Here is a 15,946-nt window from a genome sequence, read left to right as displayed (position 1 = left end):
ACCCGGGTGGCGGTGACCAACCACCGATTCGCTCGTTCTGCTGAACGTGCAGTCACAGGATGTCGCCCCGCGCCCCGCACCCGCCTCCGGCTCCGCCGCCTCCTCGTCGCACGACCCGGTCGTCGACGTGGAGCAGGCCGAGGCGGCGCTCGTCGAGCACTATCCCCGGCTCGTCCGGCTCGCCTATCTGGTGCTGCCACCGGGTCTCGGCCGCAACCGGCGGGTCCTGACCGCGCACGCGCTCACCCAGCGCGCCCTGCCGCGGGGGCGGGCGTCCGCCCCGGTGATCCCGGCCCAGTCGACCGGCCGTGAGGGCGACCCGGGCTATGCCTTCGTCCGGCTCCAGGTGCTGCGCACGGCATTGCGGGCGGGCCTGCCGCTGACGTTCAGGGCGTGGCCCAGGCGGTCCCAGCTGCCGCCGCTGCTGCCCCAGGTGTGGGGTCTGCGGCTGTTCCCGCGCTCGGGGGGCGCCGACGAACTCGCGCTGGACCAGCGGCTGTCCGCGCTGTCCGGACCGGCCCGGGCCGGCTATGTGCTGCGCGGCCTGGAGAAGCTCCCGGACGGCGACGTACGGGAGGTGCTGACGGCCGCGGGCGTCGACGACGTGGACGCCGCGCTGGCCGAGGCCGACGAGGTCCCCGCGCAGTACGCGCTGCTCGACTCCCCCGAGTTCGACGCCTGCTCGCTGCAGGCCCGGCCCACCGACCTGATGCGGCGCCGCCAGCATCTGAAGGCCGCGCTCGCCGCCGCGGCGGCCGTCGCGGTGTGCGGGGCGCTGCTCGGCCTGCCCGGCGACGGCTGGGCGCCCGACGGTGCCGCCGCCCCCGCGTACGCGCAGAACCCGGCCGCCCAGGCAGCCCTGGACCCGGCGCGGCTGACCCGTGCGCCGGCCACCGCGTGGGAGTCCTCCGCGCGCACCGACTTCTCCGTCTGGCCGGCCCGCGGCGACCTGACCGACGACAGTGCGCTGCTGCGGCGCGCCCTGGCCGTCTGGGCCCGTCCCGGCGAGACCGTCCAGGTCTCCGCGACCCCGGGCACCCCCTCGGGCGGCCCGGCCGGCCCGCCGCAGCTGCTGTACGCAGGGAGCGTCGACAACGCGCGCGTGGTGATCCTCTACGACGGACTGCGCATCGCCCGCTATGCCGAGCCGAAGGACAGCACGAAGGGCGCCGCCCTCGACTTCGCGCGGGTGGACGGCGCGGGCGGCGCCGAGTCGAGCGCGGTGGTGCTGGGCCGGGCCGACGGCAACGTGCGCTATCTGACGGCCCCGTGGGTGCGGGGGGCGGCCGAGCGGGACCTGATGAAGCCGGGCTCCGGGGCGATGGACCTCACCCTGACCGACGGGGTCACCTCACCGCTGGCCGGCCCGGTCCAGCAGACCGGTGCCTGCAGCTCGTGGAACGTGCTCCAGCTGACGGACGGCTCCGGCACCCGCCTGGCCACCGATCTCGGTGAACTGGTCCCGGCCCGCCTCACCACCGGCCGCCCGGGCTCGGAGCGCGAGGTGTCCGGCGCGGCGGGGCTGCGCGCCTGGGCTCCCTTCGCCTGCTCCCTGTCGGCGGTGCGTTCCCAGGGCGTGCGGTCCGTGAACGCCTGGGCGTACGCCACCCAGCCGCTGCCCGACGCGGGCGGGTCGGCGACCTGGGTGTGCACCCGCGCCGAGACCTGGCGGGGCGACGGGACGCGTGTGCTGGCGCAGTTCCACACGCCGGGCGGGGCTTACGGGGCGGTCGCGGCGAAGGCCGAGAACGTGCCGGCCTGCGGTCCGCGTGACCCGCATGTGCTGGCCGGGGTGCTGTGGAAGTCGGCGGCCGACTCCTGGTACCTGCTGGCGGCGGGCAGCCGGGACACGGCGTCGATCACGGCGACGGGCGGCGTCGGCGGCTCCGCGTCGGGCCGTCTGCTGGCGGTGCGGACGAAGCAGGGCGCTCAGGCCGGTCTGAAGGGGAACTTGAAGAGCGGGCGGGCGATCAACGGCCTGCGCTAGACCGAGCCGGGTCGAGCCGAGCGGGGTCGGACGGGATCGACCCGGTTCGGGTGGCCTCGACGGGCGACTTGCTGACACTGGCGTCAGCAAGTCGCCGCACGAGGGTTCCCCTCGGGATTACCGGTCAGTACATTGACGCCATGTCCAACAAGCAGCCCCGGGTGCCCCTCAAGGCGCGGAACGTCTCCTTCTCCTGGGACGGCACTCCGCTGCACTGGGTGCCCGGAGACCCGTTCACCACGCACACCATCAATGTGCTGCACCTGCTGCTGCCCGCGGGCGAGCGCTGGTTCGTGCACGTCTACAAGCAGGTGCTGCCCCTCATCCGGGACGAGCGACTGCGCGAGGACGTCATCGGGTTCATCGGGCAGGAGGCGATGCACTCCCAGGCCCACGACGAGGTGCTGCCCCACCTCAAGGCGCTCGGCCTCGACCCGACGCCGTACACCGCCCAGGTGGACTGGCTGTTCGAGAAGCTGCTCGGCGACCGGACCCTGCCGCCGGGCCGGCCGCGCAGGTGGTGGCTGAAGGAGCGGGTCGCGCTCATCGCCGCGATCGAGCACTACACGGCGTTCCTCGGCGACTGGATCCTGAACGCCGAGGAGCTGGACCGGCGGGGCGCCGACCCGACGATGCTGGACCTGCTGCGCTGGCACGGGGCGGAGGAGGTCGAGCACCGGTCCGTCGCCTTCGACCTGTTCACCCATCTCGACGGCAGCTACCGGCGACGGGTGCGCACCTGGGCCACGGCCTTCGCGGCGCTGGTGTTCCTGTGGCAGCGCGGGGCGCGGTTCTTCATGGCGAACGACCCGACCCTCGTCGACGGCCGCGCCGGTTTCCGCGACTTCCACGTACGCGGCCGCCAGGGCGTACTCCCCTCGACCGGAGCGACCCTGCGGTCCATACCCCGCTATCTGAGCCGCGCCTACCACCCCTCGCAGGAGGGCTCGACCGCTCAGGCCGTCGCCTATCTGGCCTCCTCCCCCGCCGCGACGGCCGCCGACGCGGCCGAGCGGAAGGGCGGCGCGTGATGCCGAGGCCACTGACCCTCGCCGTCGTCGCGGGCGCCGCGCTGCTCGGCCGGCGGGCCGTGCGCCGCCGGATCCGGCTCGCGCCGCTGTGGCCGCTGCCCGCCCTTGCGGAGCCGGTGTCCGGGCGGCCCCGGTCCAGGGCGCTGCGCGTCACGGTGGCCTCCTGCGAGACGGTCGCCGAAGGGGTAGTGCAACTGCGCCTGGACGGCGTGGGTCTGCCGCGTTGGGAGCCGGGGGCGCATCTCGATCTGGTGCTGCCGTCGGGGCTGGTGCGGCAGTACTCGCTGTGCGGCGACCCGGCGGACACCTCCTCGTACACCGTCGCCACCCGGCTGGTCGCGGACGGGCGGGGCGGCTCCCGGGAGGTGCACGAACGGCTGGGTGTGGGCGTGGAGTTGGAGGTGCGCGGGCCGCGGAACCGTTTCCCGCTGGTGGCGGCCTCCGCGTACGTCTTCGTCGCGGGCGGCATCGGGATCACGCCCCTGTTGCCGATGCTGCGGGCGCTGCCCGAGGGCGCCGCGTGGCGGTTGCTGTACTGCGGGCGGACACGGGCCTCGATGCCGTTCCTGGCGGAGGTCGAGGAGCTGGGCGGGGACCGGGTCACCGTGGTCGCCGAGGACGAGGACGGACGGCCCGATCCGGACGCGGTGTTGGCGGGTCTTCCCGAGGGAGCCGCGGTCTACTGCTGCGGTCCGGAGGGGCTGCTGGCGGCCGTCGAGGAACGGCTCCCGGAAGGGGCCGCGCTGCATCTGGAGCGGTTCGCGCCCCGCGCCTCGGGGAGCGGCGGCGCCTTCGAGGTCGAACTCCGGCGCAGTGGGCGGACATTGACGGTGGCGGCGGATGCGACGGTGCTGTCCGCGGTGCGTGCCGAGATGCCGGGGGTGGTGTACTCCTGCGAACAGGGGTTCTGCGGGACGTGCCAACAGCGGGTGCTGGAGGGCGAGGTGGAGCACCGGGACGAGCTGCTGACCGATGCGGAGCGGGCCGACTCGATGCTGATCTGTGTATCCCGGTCCCGGAGTGCACGTCTCGTGCTGGATATGTGAACACCACCGGCAGGTCCCGTCCGTTCGAGGCCGGATCCGATCGGTAAGGTGTTCGTATGACTACCGGGGTGCGCCGCAGAATGGGTGTCGAGGAGCGGCGGCAGCAGCTGATCGGCGTCGCCCTCGACCTGTTCAGCCGGCGCTCGCCCGACGAGGTCTCCATCGACGAGATAGCCTCCGCCGCCGGCATCTCGCGCCCCCTGGTCTACCACTACTTCCCCGGCAAACTCAGCCTGTACGAGGCCGCGTTGAAGCGTGCCTCGGAGGATCTGGCGAGCCGGTTCGTGGAGCCGCGGGAGGGTCCGCTCGGGGGCCGGCTGCTGCGGGTGATGCGCCGGTTCTTCGACTTCGTCGACGACCACGGGCCCGGTTTCTCGGCCTTGATGCGGGGCGGCCCGGCCGTCGGCTCGTCCGCGACCAACGCGCTCGTCGACTCCGTACGGCAGGCCGCGTACGAGCAGATCCTGTCGCATCTGCGGGTGGAGAACCCGCCCGCGCGGCTGGAACTGGTCATCCGTTCCTGGATCTCGCTCGCCGAGTCGACCGCGCTGATCTGGCTGGACGGCCGGCGCATCCCGCGCGGCGAGCTGGAGTTGCAGCTCGTGAACGACTTCGCCGCGCTGGCCGCCGTCAGTGCCGCGCAGGACGAGGAGATGGCCACGCTGATGCGGCACACCCTCCGGGACGAGCCGGCCGAGGGTCCGTTCACCGACCTGGTCGTCAAACTGATCGCGCTCGCCTCACCGGCCTGACCGGCCGCCGAGCCGGAGCCGACGGCTCCTAGAGGCGTTCCAGCTTGCGGTAGGAGGGGTCCAGGTCGCGGATCTCGGCGGTGGTGTGCAGGGGACCCCGGCCGTCGTCCTCAATGTGCTGGTGCAGCAACTCCACCACAGTCTCGGTCAGTTGGGCCTTGACCTCGGCGGTGCGTCCGGCCAGCAGGCCGATCGTGACGTGGACGACCCCGTGGCCCTCCTCGAAGCCGACCAGCGTGTAATCGCTGCGGCGGAACTGCGTCTTGCACGCCTCGGCCTTGGCCGCCGCGATCTCGATCGTCGCCGAGTGCAGGGCCTTGGCGAAGCCGGGCCGGTCGAAGGCGGTCTCCAGTTCGGCGGAGTAGTCGACGGTGATCTGCGGCATGGGTGGGCACTCCTGTTCCAGCCCGTTCTGGGCAACAGGGGCCACCTTAGTTCTTCAGTTGCAGCGCCAGCATCGCGATGTCGTCCTCACGGTCGTGGCCGAAGGAGGCCAGCAGGGTGTCGCACAGGGCGTCCAGGCCCGGCAGGGCGCCGGTGGCGGCGGCGCGCAGCTGCTCCATGGAGACCGCGAGGTCGGTGCCGCGGGTCTCGATGAGGCCGTCGGTGACCACGAGGAGCCGGTCGGCGGGTTCGAGGAACAGCTCGGTGGGCGGGGGGTGCGGCAGGCCGAGGCCGAGCAGCGGGCCGGCGGCCTTGGCGTAGTCGGCGCTGCCGGTGTCCCGGATGAGCAGCGGCGGGATGTGCCCGGCGTTGGCGATGCGGATGCGGCCGGTGGCGGGGTCGAGCAGGATCAGGCAGACCGTGGCCGTGACGTCGACGTGGTAGTGCTGGAGCATCCGGTCGAGGCGTTCGGCGAGGACGGCCGGGTCGCTCTCGTCGACGCAGTAGGCGCGCAGCGCGTGCCGGATCTCGACCATCACGGTGGCCGCCTCCAGCGAGTGCCCGACGACGTCGCCGACGGCGGTGAGCACACCGTCGGGGGTGCGCAGCGCGGCGTAGAAGTCGCCGCCGATCTCGGTCTGCCGGGAGGCCGGCACATAGCGGACCACGACGTCGACGCCGGGCAGCTCGGGCAGCCGGTGCGGCTGGGGCAGGAAGCTGTGCTGGAGGGTGAGCGCGACATGCCGCTCGACCTGGTACATGAGCAGGGGTTGGGCGGCGAGCGCGGTGGCCTCGGCGAGCTGGGCCAGCAGGGCTTCGGCCTCGGGGCCCATCCGGCGCAGCGCGCGGGTGGGGGCGCCCAGGCACACCGGGGCGCTGCCGTCCTGGGTGAGGACCAGGGCCAGTCGGGCGTCGTGCTGCACTCCGGGGCGGAAGAACCCGGTGGGCCACAGCGGCGCGGGCACGGTGGTGATCTGCACCCCGGCCTGTCCGCGGGTGAGCCGGCGCAGCAGTCCGGCCACGGTCCGGTGGGCGCCCTCGTCCGGCAGCGCGACCGAGGTGCGCTCCTGGGAGAGGCCGCAGTACAGCTCGTCGTTCTGGTCGAGGACGAAGACGGCGGCGGGTGAGCCGGTGAGCCGGGCGGTGCCGTCGGCGGCGGCGTCGACGAGTTCCTGGAGGGTGCGCGCGGACTGGATGGTGACGATCGTCTTCGAGAGCAGCGTCAGCCGCCGTACCAGCGCCTGGTCGTCGGCGCGCAGCCGGGCGGAGCGCGCCGCGGCCCGGACCGCCGCCTCGATCTCCACGGGTTCGGCGGGCAGGGTCAGATACGCCTCGGCGCCCTCGGCCAGTGCCTGGCAGCGGTCGCCGGGGATCGCGGCGAGGGCCGAGCAGTGCACGACGGACAGGCCGGCCATGCGCGGCCGTTCCTTGAGCCGGCGGCACAGTTCGAAGCCGCTCATGTCCGGCAGGTGCACGTCGATCAGTGCCACGTGGGGCAGGTTCCCCTTGAGCAGCCGCGCGTCGGTCTCGGCGAGCGCCTCCTGGCCGGAGCCGGCCGTGAGGACCTGGTGGCCGGCGCGGCTGAGTACAGCGGCCAGGGCGTACCTGCTGTCCGCCGCGTCGTCCACGACCAGCACGGTGATGCCGGTCCGCTTGCCGTTGACGTCCATATGCCAGCCCTATGACCCGCCGGTGGAGCAGACCGGGGTTCGGGGCCTGCCCCACCAAGGTAATGCCCTTGTCAGGAATTCGGGGAGAATACCGCGACGGTCCGCCCCGGAACGGTGAACGTGCCCGAATCCCGTTCATAGGACGACGACTTCACGGTCCCGTCCGCGCCCGACGCCTGGACCGGGTGCAGGCGGTAGCCGCTCCCGGCGAGGGCTCCGATCCGCTGTTCCCTGGTGTCCGGTGTCGCGTTGAACACCACGACCAGATCACCGAGTTCCATGGTGATCACGCCGGGTGTCTCGTCCTTCCCGGACAGCGGGAAGGAGAGCGCCGACTGCACCTGGCCGGCCGTGCCGAGGGAGAAGTCCCGCTCGGTGGTGCGGATGGTCAGCAGGTCCCGGTACGCGGCCGAGGCACCCTCGATCTGCGGGCAGCCGACACTGACAGCCCCCAACAGGGGTTTGGCGTAGGGCCACTTGGACGCGTTGTCGACGGCCGTCGGCAGTCCGCGTCCGAAGCCGTTGCCGTCCCGGCAGTCCCAGTGGACGGCGTTGAACCAGTCGCCGCTGTCGTAGGAGTTGCGGTCCAAAGACTTGGAACGCAGCAGGTCGGAGCCCGCCTGGGAGAGGGCGGGGCCCTGCGAGAGGGTGGCCGTGGCCATCGCGAGGACCTGCATCCGGGCCCGGTCGGCGGCGGACGTGCCCGCGGGCAGTTTGAAGGCGAGTGCGTCGAACAGGGTCTCGTTGTCGTGGGCGTCGGCGTACGCGAGGGCGTCTCCCGGGGCGTCCGCGTAGCCGGCGGGGGCGCCGTTGTAGTCGACCTGGGCGCCGGTGACCTCCTTGCCGTCGGTGTCGGTGAACCGGTAGGCGGCGAGGTTGCCGGAGAGGCCCACCTTGATGAGGTCCTGGTAGTGCAGGAGCCGGGCCTTCTGCTCGGCCGACGTGCCGTTGTCGGTGGAGGTGTTGGGGTCGGTGTACAGGCCGGACGCGAAGCCCTGGACGCCCGGGTCCTCGTCGAAGGGGCCGCCGCCGCGCACGGCGTCGCGGGCCCGGTCGGAGAAGGTCGCCACCCCTGTTCCGGCCATGTTCCGCTGGGTGGCCTGCACGAAGCGGGCGTCGTCGGCGACCTCGCCGAAGTTCCAGCCCTCGCCGTACAGGATGATCTTCCTGCCGTCGACGCCGTCCTTCTTGGGGGTCAGCGCGTCCAGGGCCTTCCTGACGGCCAGGATGTTGGCCTTCGGGTGGTGGCCCATGAGGTCGAAGCGGAAGCCGTCGACCTTGTACTCCTTGGCCCAGGTGACGATCGAGTCGACGACCAGTTTGCCCATCATGGCGTTCTCGGTGGCGGTGCCCGCGCAACAGGTGCTGGTGGCGACCGAGCCGTCGGCGAGGAGCCGCTGGTAGTAGCCGGGCACGATCTTGTCGAGGACGCTGGTGTCCGCCTGGCCGCTCGACGCCGTGTGGTTGTAGACGACGTCCATGACGACCCTCAGGCCGTCCTCGTTCAGCGACTTGACCATCCTGCGGAACTCGACGGTACGGCCGCTGCCGTCGGGGTCCGTAGCGTACGAGCCCTCGGGGACCGTGTAGTGGTAGGGGTCGTAGCCCCAGTTGTAGGCGTCCTTCGCGGCGACGGCGGCGACGCAGGCCTGCTGCCGGTCCGAGTCGGCCGCGTAGGAGGCGAGGTCGCAGTCGACGCCCGCCTGGTCGGACCTCTTCTCGGGGATCGTGACGATGTCGAAGGCCGGCAGGAGATGGACGTGGGACGTCCCGGCCTCGGCCAGTGCCCGCAGGTGCTTCGAGCCGTCGCTGTCCTGGTCGGTGAAGGCGAGGTAGGTGCCCTGGTCCTTCGCGGGCACGGTCTTGTCCGCCACCGAGAAGTCCCGGATGTGGAGTTCCTGGATCTGGGCGTCCTTGAGGGGAACGGCCTCGGGCTTGGCGAGCGAGGACCAGCCGCGGGGGGCGAGGGACCTGTCGTCGAGGTCGACGAGGAGGCTGCGCTCGGAGTTCGCGGTGAGGGCGACCGAGTAGGGGTCGGTGACCTTGTTGGTGACGACCTCGCGGACGCTGGGCGCCCAGACCGTCACGACGTACCGGTAGGCCTTGTTCTTCCAGGACTTGGGGCCGGTGACGGACCAGACGCCGGTGGCGGCGTCACGCTTCATGGCGACGGTGGAGCCGTCGAGTTCCAGCTTCACCGACTGGGCGGTCGGCGCCCAGAGGGACAGGGTGGGACGCCCGTTGTGGAAGGCCGGGCCCAGCTCCGCCTTCGTCGCCCCCGCGTACAGGTCGTCGAGTGCGCCCGCGATCTGGACGCCGGTCGCCGCCAGCACCGCGCCGTTCGCGGCCCGCCCGGAGGCGACGAGCTGGCCCCCGAGGGCCGCGCGCACCCGGTCGCGGTCGCGGGGGTCGACGGACCAGGCGGTGTAGTCCTTCAGGTGCGGGAACGCGGCCTTCTGGCTGTCGGTGAGGGCGCTCCTGGAGAGCCTCAGCCACTTGGCGTCCCCGGTCAGCGTGCCGCCCTTCACCTCGATCGAACCGTCGCGGGAGTACAGCAACTGGGTGGAGGCCGCCGCGTCCGGGCCGTTCCAGGCGACCGTGTTCCGGTCGATCCAGACGGCCTTGGAGGTGGTCGGGTCGAGCGCGGCGGCGGAGCCGGCCGGCTGCGGGAGCAGGTACTTCTCCTGGCCGCTCAGAAGCCACGCCTCGTGACCGTCGGTCGTGAGGTCGAGCGACCGGTCGGTGGGCAGGTCCTTCTCGTCGCCCTTGTGGAGGATGTAACCGAGGCTGGTGGCCCCCTCGTCGAGCGGTACCTCGAAGACCGCGCCGTAGCTGTCGGTCCGCACCGGCTTCAGCGGGTTGGACCAGTCGGTGGGGTTCGCGGCGCCGGTCCAGACGTGCAGGCCCCAGCCGTCGTAGTCGCCGTCGGCCCGCTGGTAGTGCAGGACGGCCTTGGTCTTGTCCTGCGCCGGGTACTCGGGCCGTTCCGTGCGGACGGCCTCCTTGCCCTGTTCGATCCAGATCTCGCCGGTCCTGGTGACGTCGATCGTGCGGTCGGCGGAGACGTCCTTGGTGCCGTCCTTGTCGACCACGGTGAAGCCGACGCTCGACGCTCCGGGCCGCAACTTGACGTAGGCGAAGGCCCCGTAGGCGTCCCGGCCGGTGAACGGGTGGTCGGCGGGCCGGTCGCTCGCCTCGCCGTCGGTGCGGCGGTAGTGGACGACCGCGTAGTCGCGGGAGGAGGCGGAGGGGATCTCCTCGGCGGGCGGGGTGCCGGCGGTGGTGGCGGCGGTGGCGCTCGCCGTGCGGCCGGCCGAGTCGATGACAACGGCCTTGTAGCGCAGGGGGGTTCCGGCCGGGACGTTCTTGCCGACGGTCTGGGTGACCCGGTACGGGGCGTGGTCGGCGGAGCCGAGGGTGCGCCACCTGCCGTTGCCGATCTGGGCCGCGAAGACGACCCGGTTCAGCCGGCCGCCGTCGACGTCGGCGTTCGGTTCGACGGTGCCGGTGGCGCCGGCCGCTGGGGCCTTCAGGGTGATCGTCGGCTCGGTGGCGGGCTTGGCGAGCCTGCCGGCGGCCTTGAGGACGATGGCCGAGCCGGCCGGGACGGTGACGGTGACCTTCCGGGCGGCGTCCGACCTGGCTGTGGCGTCGGTGCCGTGGATGCCGGTGTACGTCATGGTCGCCGAACCGGTCGCGAAGGTGGCCGACTTCGCCTCAGCGGCGTTGTTGAAGGCGACGACGTACTCGGTGCCCGTCCCGGGGTCGGTGCGGGTGAAGGCGTAGACGCCGGGGCCGTCCGCCGCGTACCGCTCGGTCTGGACGCCGTCCGTGAGGGCCGGGTTGGCCTTGCGGAGCTTGGCGAGTGCGGCGATCTGCCGGTACAGGGGCGCGCTCGGGTCGTAGGCGTCGCTCGCGTGGGTGCGGTCGGTGCCGATCTCGTCGTCGTCGAGGTAGTCGGCGGTTCGGGAGGCGAACATCGTCTGGCGGGCGTCCTTGTCGCCGCCCGCTCCGGTGAAGCCCTGTTCGTCGCCGTAGTAGACGACGGGGTTGCCGCGGCTGAGGAACATCAGCTCGTTGGCGAGTTTGTCCTTGGTGAGGAGTTCGGCGTCGGTGGCCTTCGGGTCGTCCTGGTTCAGGAAGTACCCGAGGCGGCCCATGTCGTGGTTGCCGAGGAAGGTGACCTGCTCGTACGCGTTGGCCTTGTCGGTCGTGTACTTGTAGTCGTCGCCGAAGACCGAGGCGAGCCGCCGGGCGCTGCCGCCCTGGGAGGCGTACTGCCGGGCCGCCTCCTGGAAGGGGAAGTCGAGGGTGGCGTCGAGGCGGCCCTGGGTGACGTACGGCGAGGTGACCGAGGTGTCGGCGGAGTACACCTCGCCGAACATGAAGAAGTCGTCCCGGCCCCGCTTCGCCGCGTAGGCGTCGAGGGCCGTGGCCCACCGGGTCCAGAACGCGCTGTCGACGTGCTTGACGGTGTCGACGCGGAAGCCGTCGATGTCGAAGTCGCGGACCCACTTCTCGTAGATCCGCTCCATGCCCTCGACGACCTCGGGACGCTCGGTCCACAGGTCGTCGAGGCCGGAGAAGTCGCCGTAGGTGGAGCTCTCGCCGGTAAAGGTGGAGTCGCCGCGGTTGTGGTACATCGTCGGGTCGTTGAGCCAGGACGGGACCTTGGTGTTCTTCTTCGCCGCGGGCACGGTGGGGGTGCGCGGGAAGGAGTCGGCGTCGACCTCGGGGAAGTCTTCCGTGCCCGCGTGGCCGGCGTCGTCGAAGGGCTCGCCGTCCTCGGTCAGGTAGGGGAAGGCGCCCTTGGCGAGGTAGTCGTAGGACTTCTCCTCGTAGTCGACGACGTCGGCGGTGTGGTTGGTGATGACGTCGAAGAAGACCTTCATGCCCTTGGCGTGCGCCTGGGAGATGAGGGTCTCCAGGTCCTTGTTGGTGCCGAAGTGCGGGTCGACCTGGGTGAAGTCGGTGATCCAGTAACCGTGGTAGCCGGCCGAGGCGTTGTCCCCGGTGCCCTGCACGGGCTGGTTCTTGAAGATCGGGGCCATCCAGATGGAGGTGGTGCCCAGGCCCTTGATGTAGTCGAGCCGCCGGGTCAGGCCCTTGAGGTCGCCGCCCTGGTAGAAGCCCTTGTCGGTGGGGTCGTAGCCGGTGCTGAGGCGGGAACCGGTCAGGCCGCCCCGGTCGTTGGCGGTCTCGCCGTTCGCGAACCGGTCCGGCAGGACGAAGTAGAACTGCTCGCGGGTGGCGTCGTGCCGGGCGGGCTCGGCGGCGAGTCGCGCGTCGGAGGGCGGTGGGGGCGGGGTGTCCGCGCGGGCCGCCAGGGGCTGGACGAGTGCGGCGGCCAACGCGGTCACGGTGACCGCCGCGATCCGTCCGGCGTGGGCGGTAGGGCGCCTGCGCGGCACCGGCCATCTCGGTATCACTGCAGTGGACTCCTTGCGCTGGCGGCTCTGGTGGGTCCGACCCCGCGCGACCGTATCGCCGACGAAACGCTTACAGCAAGAGTCCTGAAAGTACTGGCAAGAACTTTCAGATCGGTGGGTCCTCGATCCAGGCCATGCTGTGCGAGCCGTCCATCCGGATGCGTCAACCCCTCGCGTACCGGTCGCACCGGGCGTGGTCACGCGAGGGGTCGAGGCCTCGCGGGTTTCAGCAGCTCGTCTTGCCCGCGTAGATCGCCAGTGCGGTGTTGGCACCCAGCGTCGCGGTGAACTGGCCGCTGGAGTTCACGGTCACCGACCTGTTGCTCTGCACGTCGCAGTACGTCCCGGCGGGCAGCGAGGTCTGGTAGGTGCGGGCCAGGCTGCCCGACTCGTGGTTGATGGCCACGAAACCCTTGGCACCCCGCCCGAAGGCGATCGCGTCGCCTCCGTTGTCCCACCAGTTGGTGACGGACTCGCCGCGCACCGCGTTGCGGAAGGCGACCATGCGCAGGATCTCCGGCCAGGCGTGCTGGCACTTCCAGCCGTCCTGCCAACAGGCGGCCACCGAACCGCCGTTGGGCGGGCCGGCGTCCGTGTCGGAGAACTCGTAGCCGGAGTTGACGTCCGGGGCGCCGTACGGGTGGGCCAGCATGAAGACGTTGGCCAGGGTGTAGGTGGCGCCGTCCTTGTAGCTGAGGGTGGAGCCGTTGCGCTCGGTGTCGTGGTTGTCGACGAAGACGCCGGCGACGGAACTGCTCAGGTAGCCCCAGCCCTCGCCGTAGTTCTTCAGGTAGGCGAGGTTCTCGTTGTTGAAGACCCGCTTGAGGTCGAACGCGTAGCGGAACTCCTGGACGTCGCCGTTGCCCGTGTACTCGGTGGGCTGGACCGCCTCGCCGCTGCCGTAGATGGCCTCCTGCTTCCAGTACACCGACGTGTTGCTCAGCCGGGACTTGATGTTGGCGAGGTCGGTCGCCGGGATGTGCTTGGCCGCGTCGATGCGGAAGCCGTCGACGCCGTACCCGAGCAGGGAGTTCATGTACCCGGCGATGGCCGAACGGACGTACTCCTCACCGGTGTCCAGGTCGGCGAGCTGCACGAGTTCGCAGTTCTGGACGTTGGCACGGTTGGTGTAGTCGCTGACGGTGGCCGTGCAGTCGTCGAAGTCGTAGGAGGAGTACAGGCCGGGGTAGGTGTACTTCGTGTACGACGAGCCGCCGGTGCCGGTGCCGCTGCCCGCCGACATGTGGTTGACGACGGTGTCGACGACGACCTTCACGCCGGCCGCGTGACACGTGTCGACCATGTTCCTGAAGGCGGTCGCGTCACCGAGACGGCCCGCGATCCGGTAGCTCACCGGCTGGTACGAGGTCCACCACTGCGGGCCCTGGATGTGCTCGGCGGGCGGGGAGACCTGGACGTAGCCGTAACCGGCCGGGCCCAGCGTGTTGGTGCACTCCTTCGCCACCGAGGCGAAGTTCCACTCGAAGAGGACGGCGGTGACGTCCTTGGTGCCGGGCGGGGAGGCGTGGGCGGTCGCGCCGGGGGCCAGAACGGCTGCCGCGGCGGCCAGCGCGGTCGCGGTGACGGACCATCTCGATATCACAGGCGTGAACTCCTTGCGATTGCGGCTCGGTCGGGTCCCCCCAGCACCGCGGCACGGCTTCGTTGCCGGGCGCGGCGTGAACGTACCGCTGACGAAAGCTTTACAGCAAGAGACATGCAACTGACGGCAAGAAGTTTCACATCGTCCCGGGGCGACCCCATGCCGAAGGGCCTGCCGCCCCGTTGGGCGGCAGGCCCTCGACCGACGTCTGCGTGACCGTCAGGCGGTCGTCCACCACACCGTCGTGTCGGCCGGCAGCTTCGCCTCGCCGTCCGCCTCGGCGATCTCACCGCTGGCGAGGAGGAGGCGGCCGTGGGCCACGGTGGTCACCGGCTCGCCGCCGGTGTTCGCGACGCAGACGAACGCGCCGCGGCGGAAGGCGAGGACGCCCTCGGGGGCCTTCAGCCACTCCACCGCGTCACCGGCGCCGAGGTCGGGCTGTGCGCGGCGGGCGGCGAGGGCGGAGCGGTACAGCTCCAGGGTCGAGCCCGCCGTGCCCTCCTGTGCCTCGACGCTCCACTCGCCCCAGCCGTCCGGCTGCGGGAGCCAGCTGCCGCCCGCGCCGAAGCCGTACGACGATCCCTCGCGGGTCCACGGGATCGGCACCCGGCAGCCGTCGCGGAAGCCGTCCTGGCCGGCGCCCCGGAAGTACGCGGGGTCCTGGCGCACCTCGTCGGGCAGGTCGACGACGTCCGGGAGGCCGAGCTCCTCGCCCTGGTAGACGTAGGCCGATCCGGGCAGCGCCAGCATGAGGAGGGTGGCGGCCCTGGCCCGGCGCAGGCCCAGTTCCCGGTCCCCCGCCGTGCGGATCTGGGTGCCGAGGCCGGGCGGGTTGGCGAAGCGGGTGGCGTGGCGGGTGACGTCGTGGTTGGACAGCACCCAGGTGGCGGGGGCGCCGACCGGGCGCATCGCGTCGAGGGTGCGGTCGATGACCTCGCGCAGCTTCTCGGCGTCCCAGTCCGTGGCCAGGTACTGGAAGTTGAAGGCCTGGTGCAGCTCGTCGGGTCGGACGTAGTTCGCGGTCCGCTCGACGGTCGGCGTCCACGCCTCTGCGACGAAGATCCGCTCCCCGGCGTACTCGTCGAGGACCCGGCGCCACTGGCGGTAGATCTCGTGCACGCCGTCCTGGTCGAAGAACGGCATGACATCGTTGCCCAGCAGCTTGAGCTGTTCATGGGACCCGAGGTCCGGCAGACCGGCCGCCTTCACCAGGCCGTGGGCCACGTCGATGCGGAAGCCGTCGACGCCCATGTCGAGCCAGAAGCGGAGGATGGAGCGGAACTCGTCGCCGACGGCCGGGTGGTCCCAGTTGAAGTCGGGCTGCTCGGGGGCGAAGAGGTGCAGGTACCACGCGCCGGGGGTGCCGTCCGGCTCGGTGACGCGGGTCCACGCCGGGCCGCCGAAGATGGACTCCCAGTCGTTGGGCGGGAGTTCGCCGTTCTCGCCCTTGCCGGGCCGGAAGTGGTAGCGCTCGCGCAGCGGTGAGCAGGGTCCCTCCTGAAGGGCCCGCCTGAACCACTCGTACTGGTCGGAGGAGTGGTTGGGGACGAGATCGACGATGATCCGCAGGCCCAGTGCGCGGGCGTCGTGGATCAGGGCGTCGGCGTCGAGGAGGTTGCCGAACATGGGGTCCACGGCCCGGTAGTCGGCGACGTCGTAGCCGCCGTCGGCCTGCGGGGAGGCGTAGAAGGGGCTGAGCCACACGGCGTCCACGCCCAGGTCGCGCAGGTACGGCAGGCGGGCGCGGATGCCCTCCAGGTCGCCCGTGCCGTCGCCGTCGCTGTCGGCGAAGCTGCGCGGATAGACCTGGTAGATCACCGCGTCCCGCCACCAGTCGCCGCGCTTGGCTTTGGCGGCGTCGGGTGCCGGGGCGATGACGGAGTGCTGCTGGGTCATGGCGTCCTAGGTACGTAACGAGGTTCTGGTCATGGGGAGTTGGTGACGAGGCGGCCGCGGTGACAGCGGGGTCGGATGGTCACCGCGGCCACCTCGAGTTTGAGTGCGGCTGCGTGGGGGCCGGTCGGGCCCACACGGCGGAGCCGCA

9 protein-coding genes are annotated in these 15,946 nt (G+C 71.6%); 4 read left to right on the top strand and 5 right to left on the bottom strand.

Features of this window, described 5'->3' with window-relative positions:
- The first annotated feature begins 46 nt into the window (after positions 1 to 46).
- From ACZ5VD_RS05370 to ACZ5VD_RS05355, 4 genes are all read left to right on the top strand, one after another.
- Complete coding sequence (locus ACZ5VD_RS05370; protein WP_468680870.1) at positions 47 to 1,987, top strand: hypothetical protein; 1,941 nt, start codon at positions 47 to 49, stop codon at positions 1,985 to 1,987.
- A gap of 140 nt (positions 1,988 to 2,127) precedes the next feature.
- A complete protein-coding gene (locus ACZ5VD_RS05365; RefSeq protein ID WP_468680868.1) occupies positions 2,128 to 3,018 on the top strand; it encodes a metal-dependent hydrolase in 891 nt (296 codons plus the stop codon).
- The gene (locus tag ACZ5VD_RS05360) at positions 3,018 to 4,064 is read left to right on the top strand and encodes a PDR/VanB family oxidoreductase (protein ID WP_468680867.1); all 1,047 of its coding nucleotides are present in this window, start codon (positions 3,018 to 3,020) and stop codon (positions 4,062 to 4,064) included. The genes ACZ5VD_RS05365 and ACZ5VD_RS05360 overlap by 1 nt, the downstream gene beginning before the upstream one ends.
- A 56-nt stretch (positions 4,065 to 4,120) precedes the next feature.
- Positions 4,121 to 4,816 carry a TetR/AcrR family transcriptional regulator gene (locus ACZ5VD_RS05355; RefSeq protein WP_468549286.1) on the top strand — a complete coding sequence of 232 codons (696 nt, stop codon included), beginning with the start codon at positions 4,121 to 4,123 and terminating at the stop codon, positions 4,814 to 4,816.
- A 28-nt stretch (positions 4,817 to 4,844) separates the two neighbouring features.
- Here the strand turns inward: ACZ5VD_RS05355 and ACZ5VD_RS05350 are convergent, their stop codons facing one another.
- From ACZ5VD_RS05350 to ACZ5VD_RS05330, 5 genes are all read right to left on the bottom strand, one after another.
- Positions 4,845 to 5,201: a 5-carboxymethyl-2-hydroxymuconate Delta-isomerase gene (locus ACZ5VD_RS05350; RefSeq protein WP_468549285.1), complete on the bottom strand. Its 357-nt coding sequence runs from the start codon at positions 5,199 to 5,201 to the stop codon at positions 4,845 to 4,847.
- Between the two features lie 46 nt (positions 5,202 to 5,247).
- Positions 5,248 to 6,870, bottom strand: a complete 1,623-nt coding sequence (locus ACZ5VD_RS05345; RefSeq protein ID WP_468549284.1) for a SpoIIE family protein phosphatase — start codon at positions 6,868 to 6,870, stop codon at positions 5,248 to 5,250.
- Positions 6,871 to 6,941: 71 nt separating this feature from the next.
- Positions 6,942 to 12,299: a pullulanase-type alpha-1,6-glucosidase gene (gene pulA, locus ACZ5VD_RS05340; protein WP_468680865.1), complete on the bottom strand. Its 5,358-nt coding sequence runs from the start codon at positions 12,297 to 12,299 to the stop codon at positions 6,942 to 6,944.
- 226 nt (positions 12,300 to 12,525) lie between these two features.
- Positions 12,526 to 13,902 carry an alpha-amylase gene (locus tag ACZ5VD_RS05335; protein ID WP_468680862.1) on the bottom strand — a complete coding sequence of 459 codons (1,377 nt, stop codon included), beginning with the start codon at positions 13,900 to 13,902 and terminating at the stop codon, positions 12,526 to 12,528.
- A gap of 219 nt (positions 13,903 to 14,121) precedes the next feature.
- Positions 14,122 to 15,798, bottom strand: a complete 1,677-nt coding sequence (locus ACZ5VD_RS05330) for a glycoside hydrolase family 13 protein (RefSeq protein ID WP_468680860.1) — start codon at positions 15,796 to 15,798, stop codon at positions 14,122 to 14,124.
- Positions 15,799 to 15,946: the final 148 nt, after the last annotated feature.

Source organism: Streptomyces sp. NPDC032822, from assembly GCF_055578825.1.
This window is presented reverse-complemented; position numbering and strand designations above follow the sequence as displayed.

Bases quoted from the DNA above. Each gene is read 5' to 3' on its own strand.
- ACZ5VD_RS05355 (WP_468549286.1), top strand. From the start codon at position 4,121: ATGACTACCGGGGTGCGCCGCAGAATGGGTGTCGAGGAGCGGCGGCAG.
- ACZ5VD_RS05345 (WP_468549284.1), bottom strand. From the start codon at position 6,870: ATGGACGTCAACGGCAAGCGGACCGGCATCACCGTGCTGGTCGTGGAC.
- ACZ5VD_RS05360 (WP_468680867.1), top strand. From the start codon at position 3,018: ATGCCGAGGCCACTGACCCTCGCCGTCGTCGCGGGCGCCGCGCTGCTC.
- ACZ5VD_RS05350 (WP_468549285.1), bottom strand. From the start codon at position 5,201: ATGCCGCAGATCACCGTCGACTACTCCGCCGAACTGGAGACCGCCTTC.
- ACZ5VD_RS05365 (WP_468680868.1), top strand. From the start codon at position 2,128: ATGTCCAACAAGCAGCCCCGGGTGCCCCTCAAGGCGCGGAACGTCTCC.
- ACZ5VD_RS05330 (WP_468680860.1), bottom strand. From the start codon at position 15,798: ATGACCCAGCAGCACTCCGTCATCGCCCCGGCACCCGACGCCGCCAAA.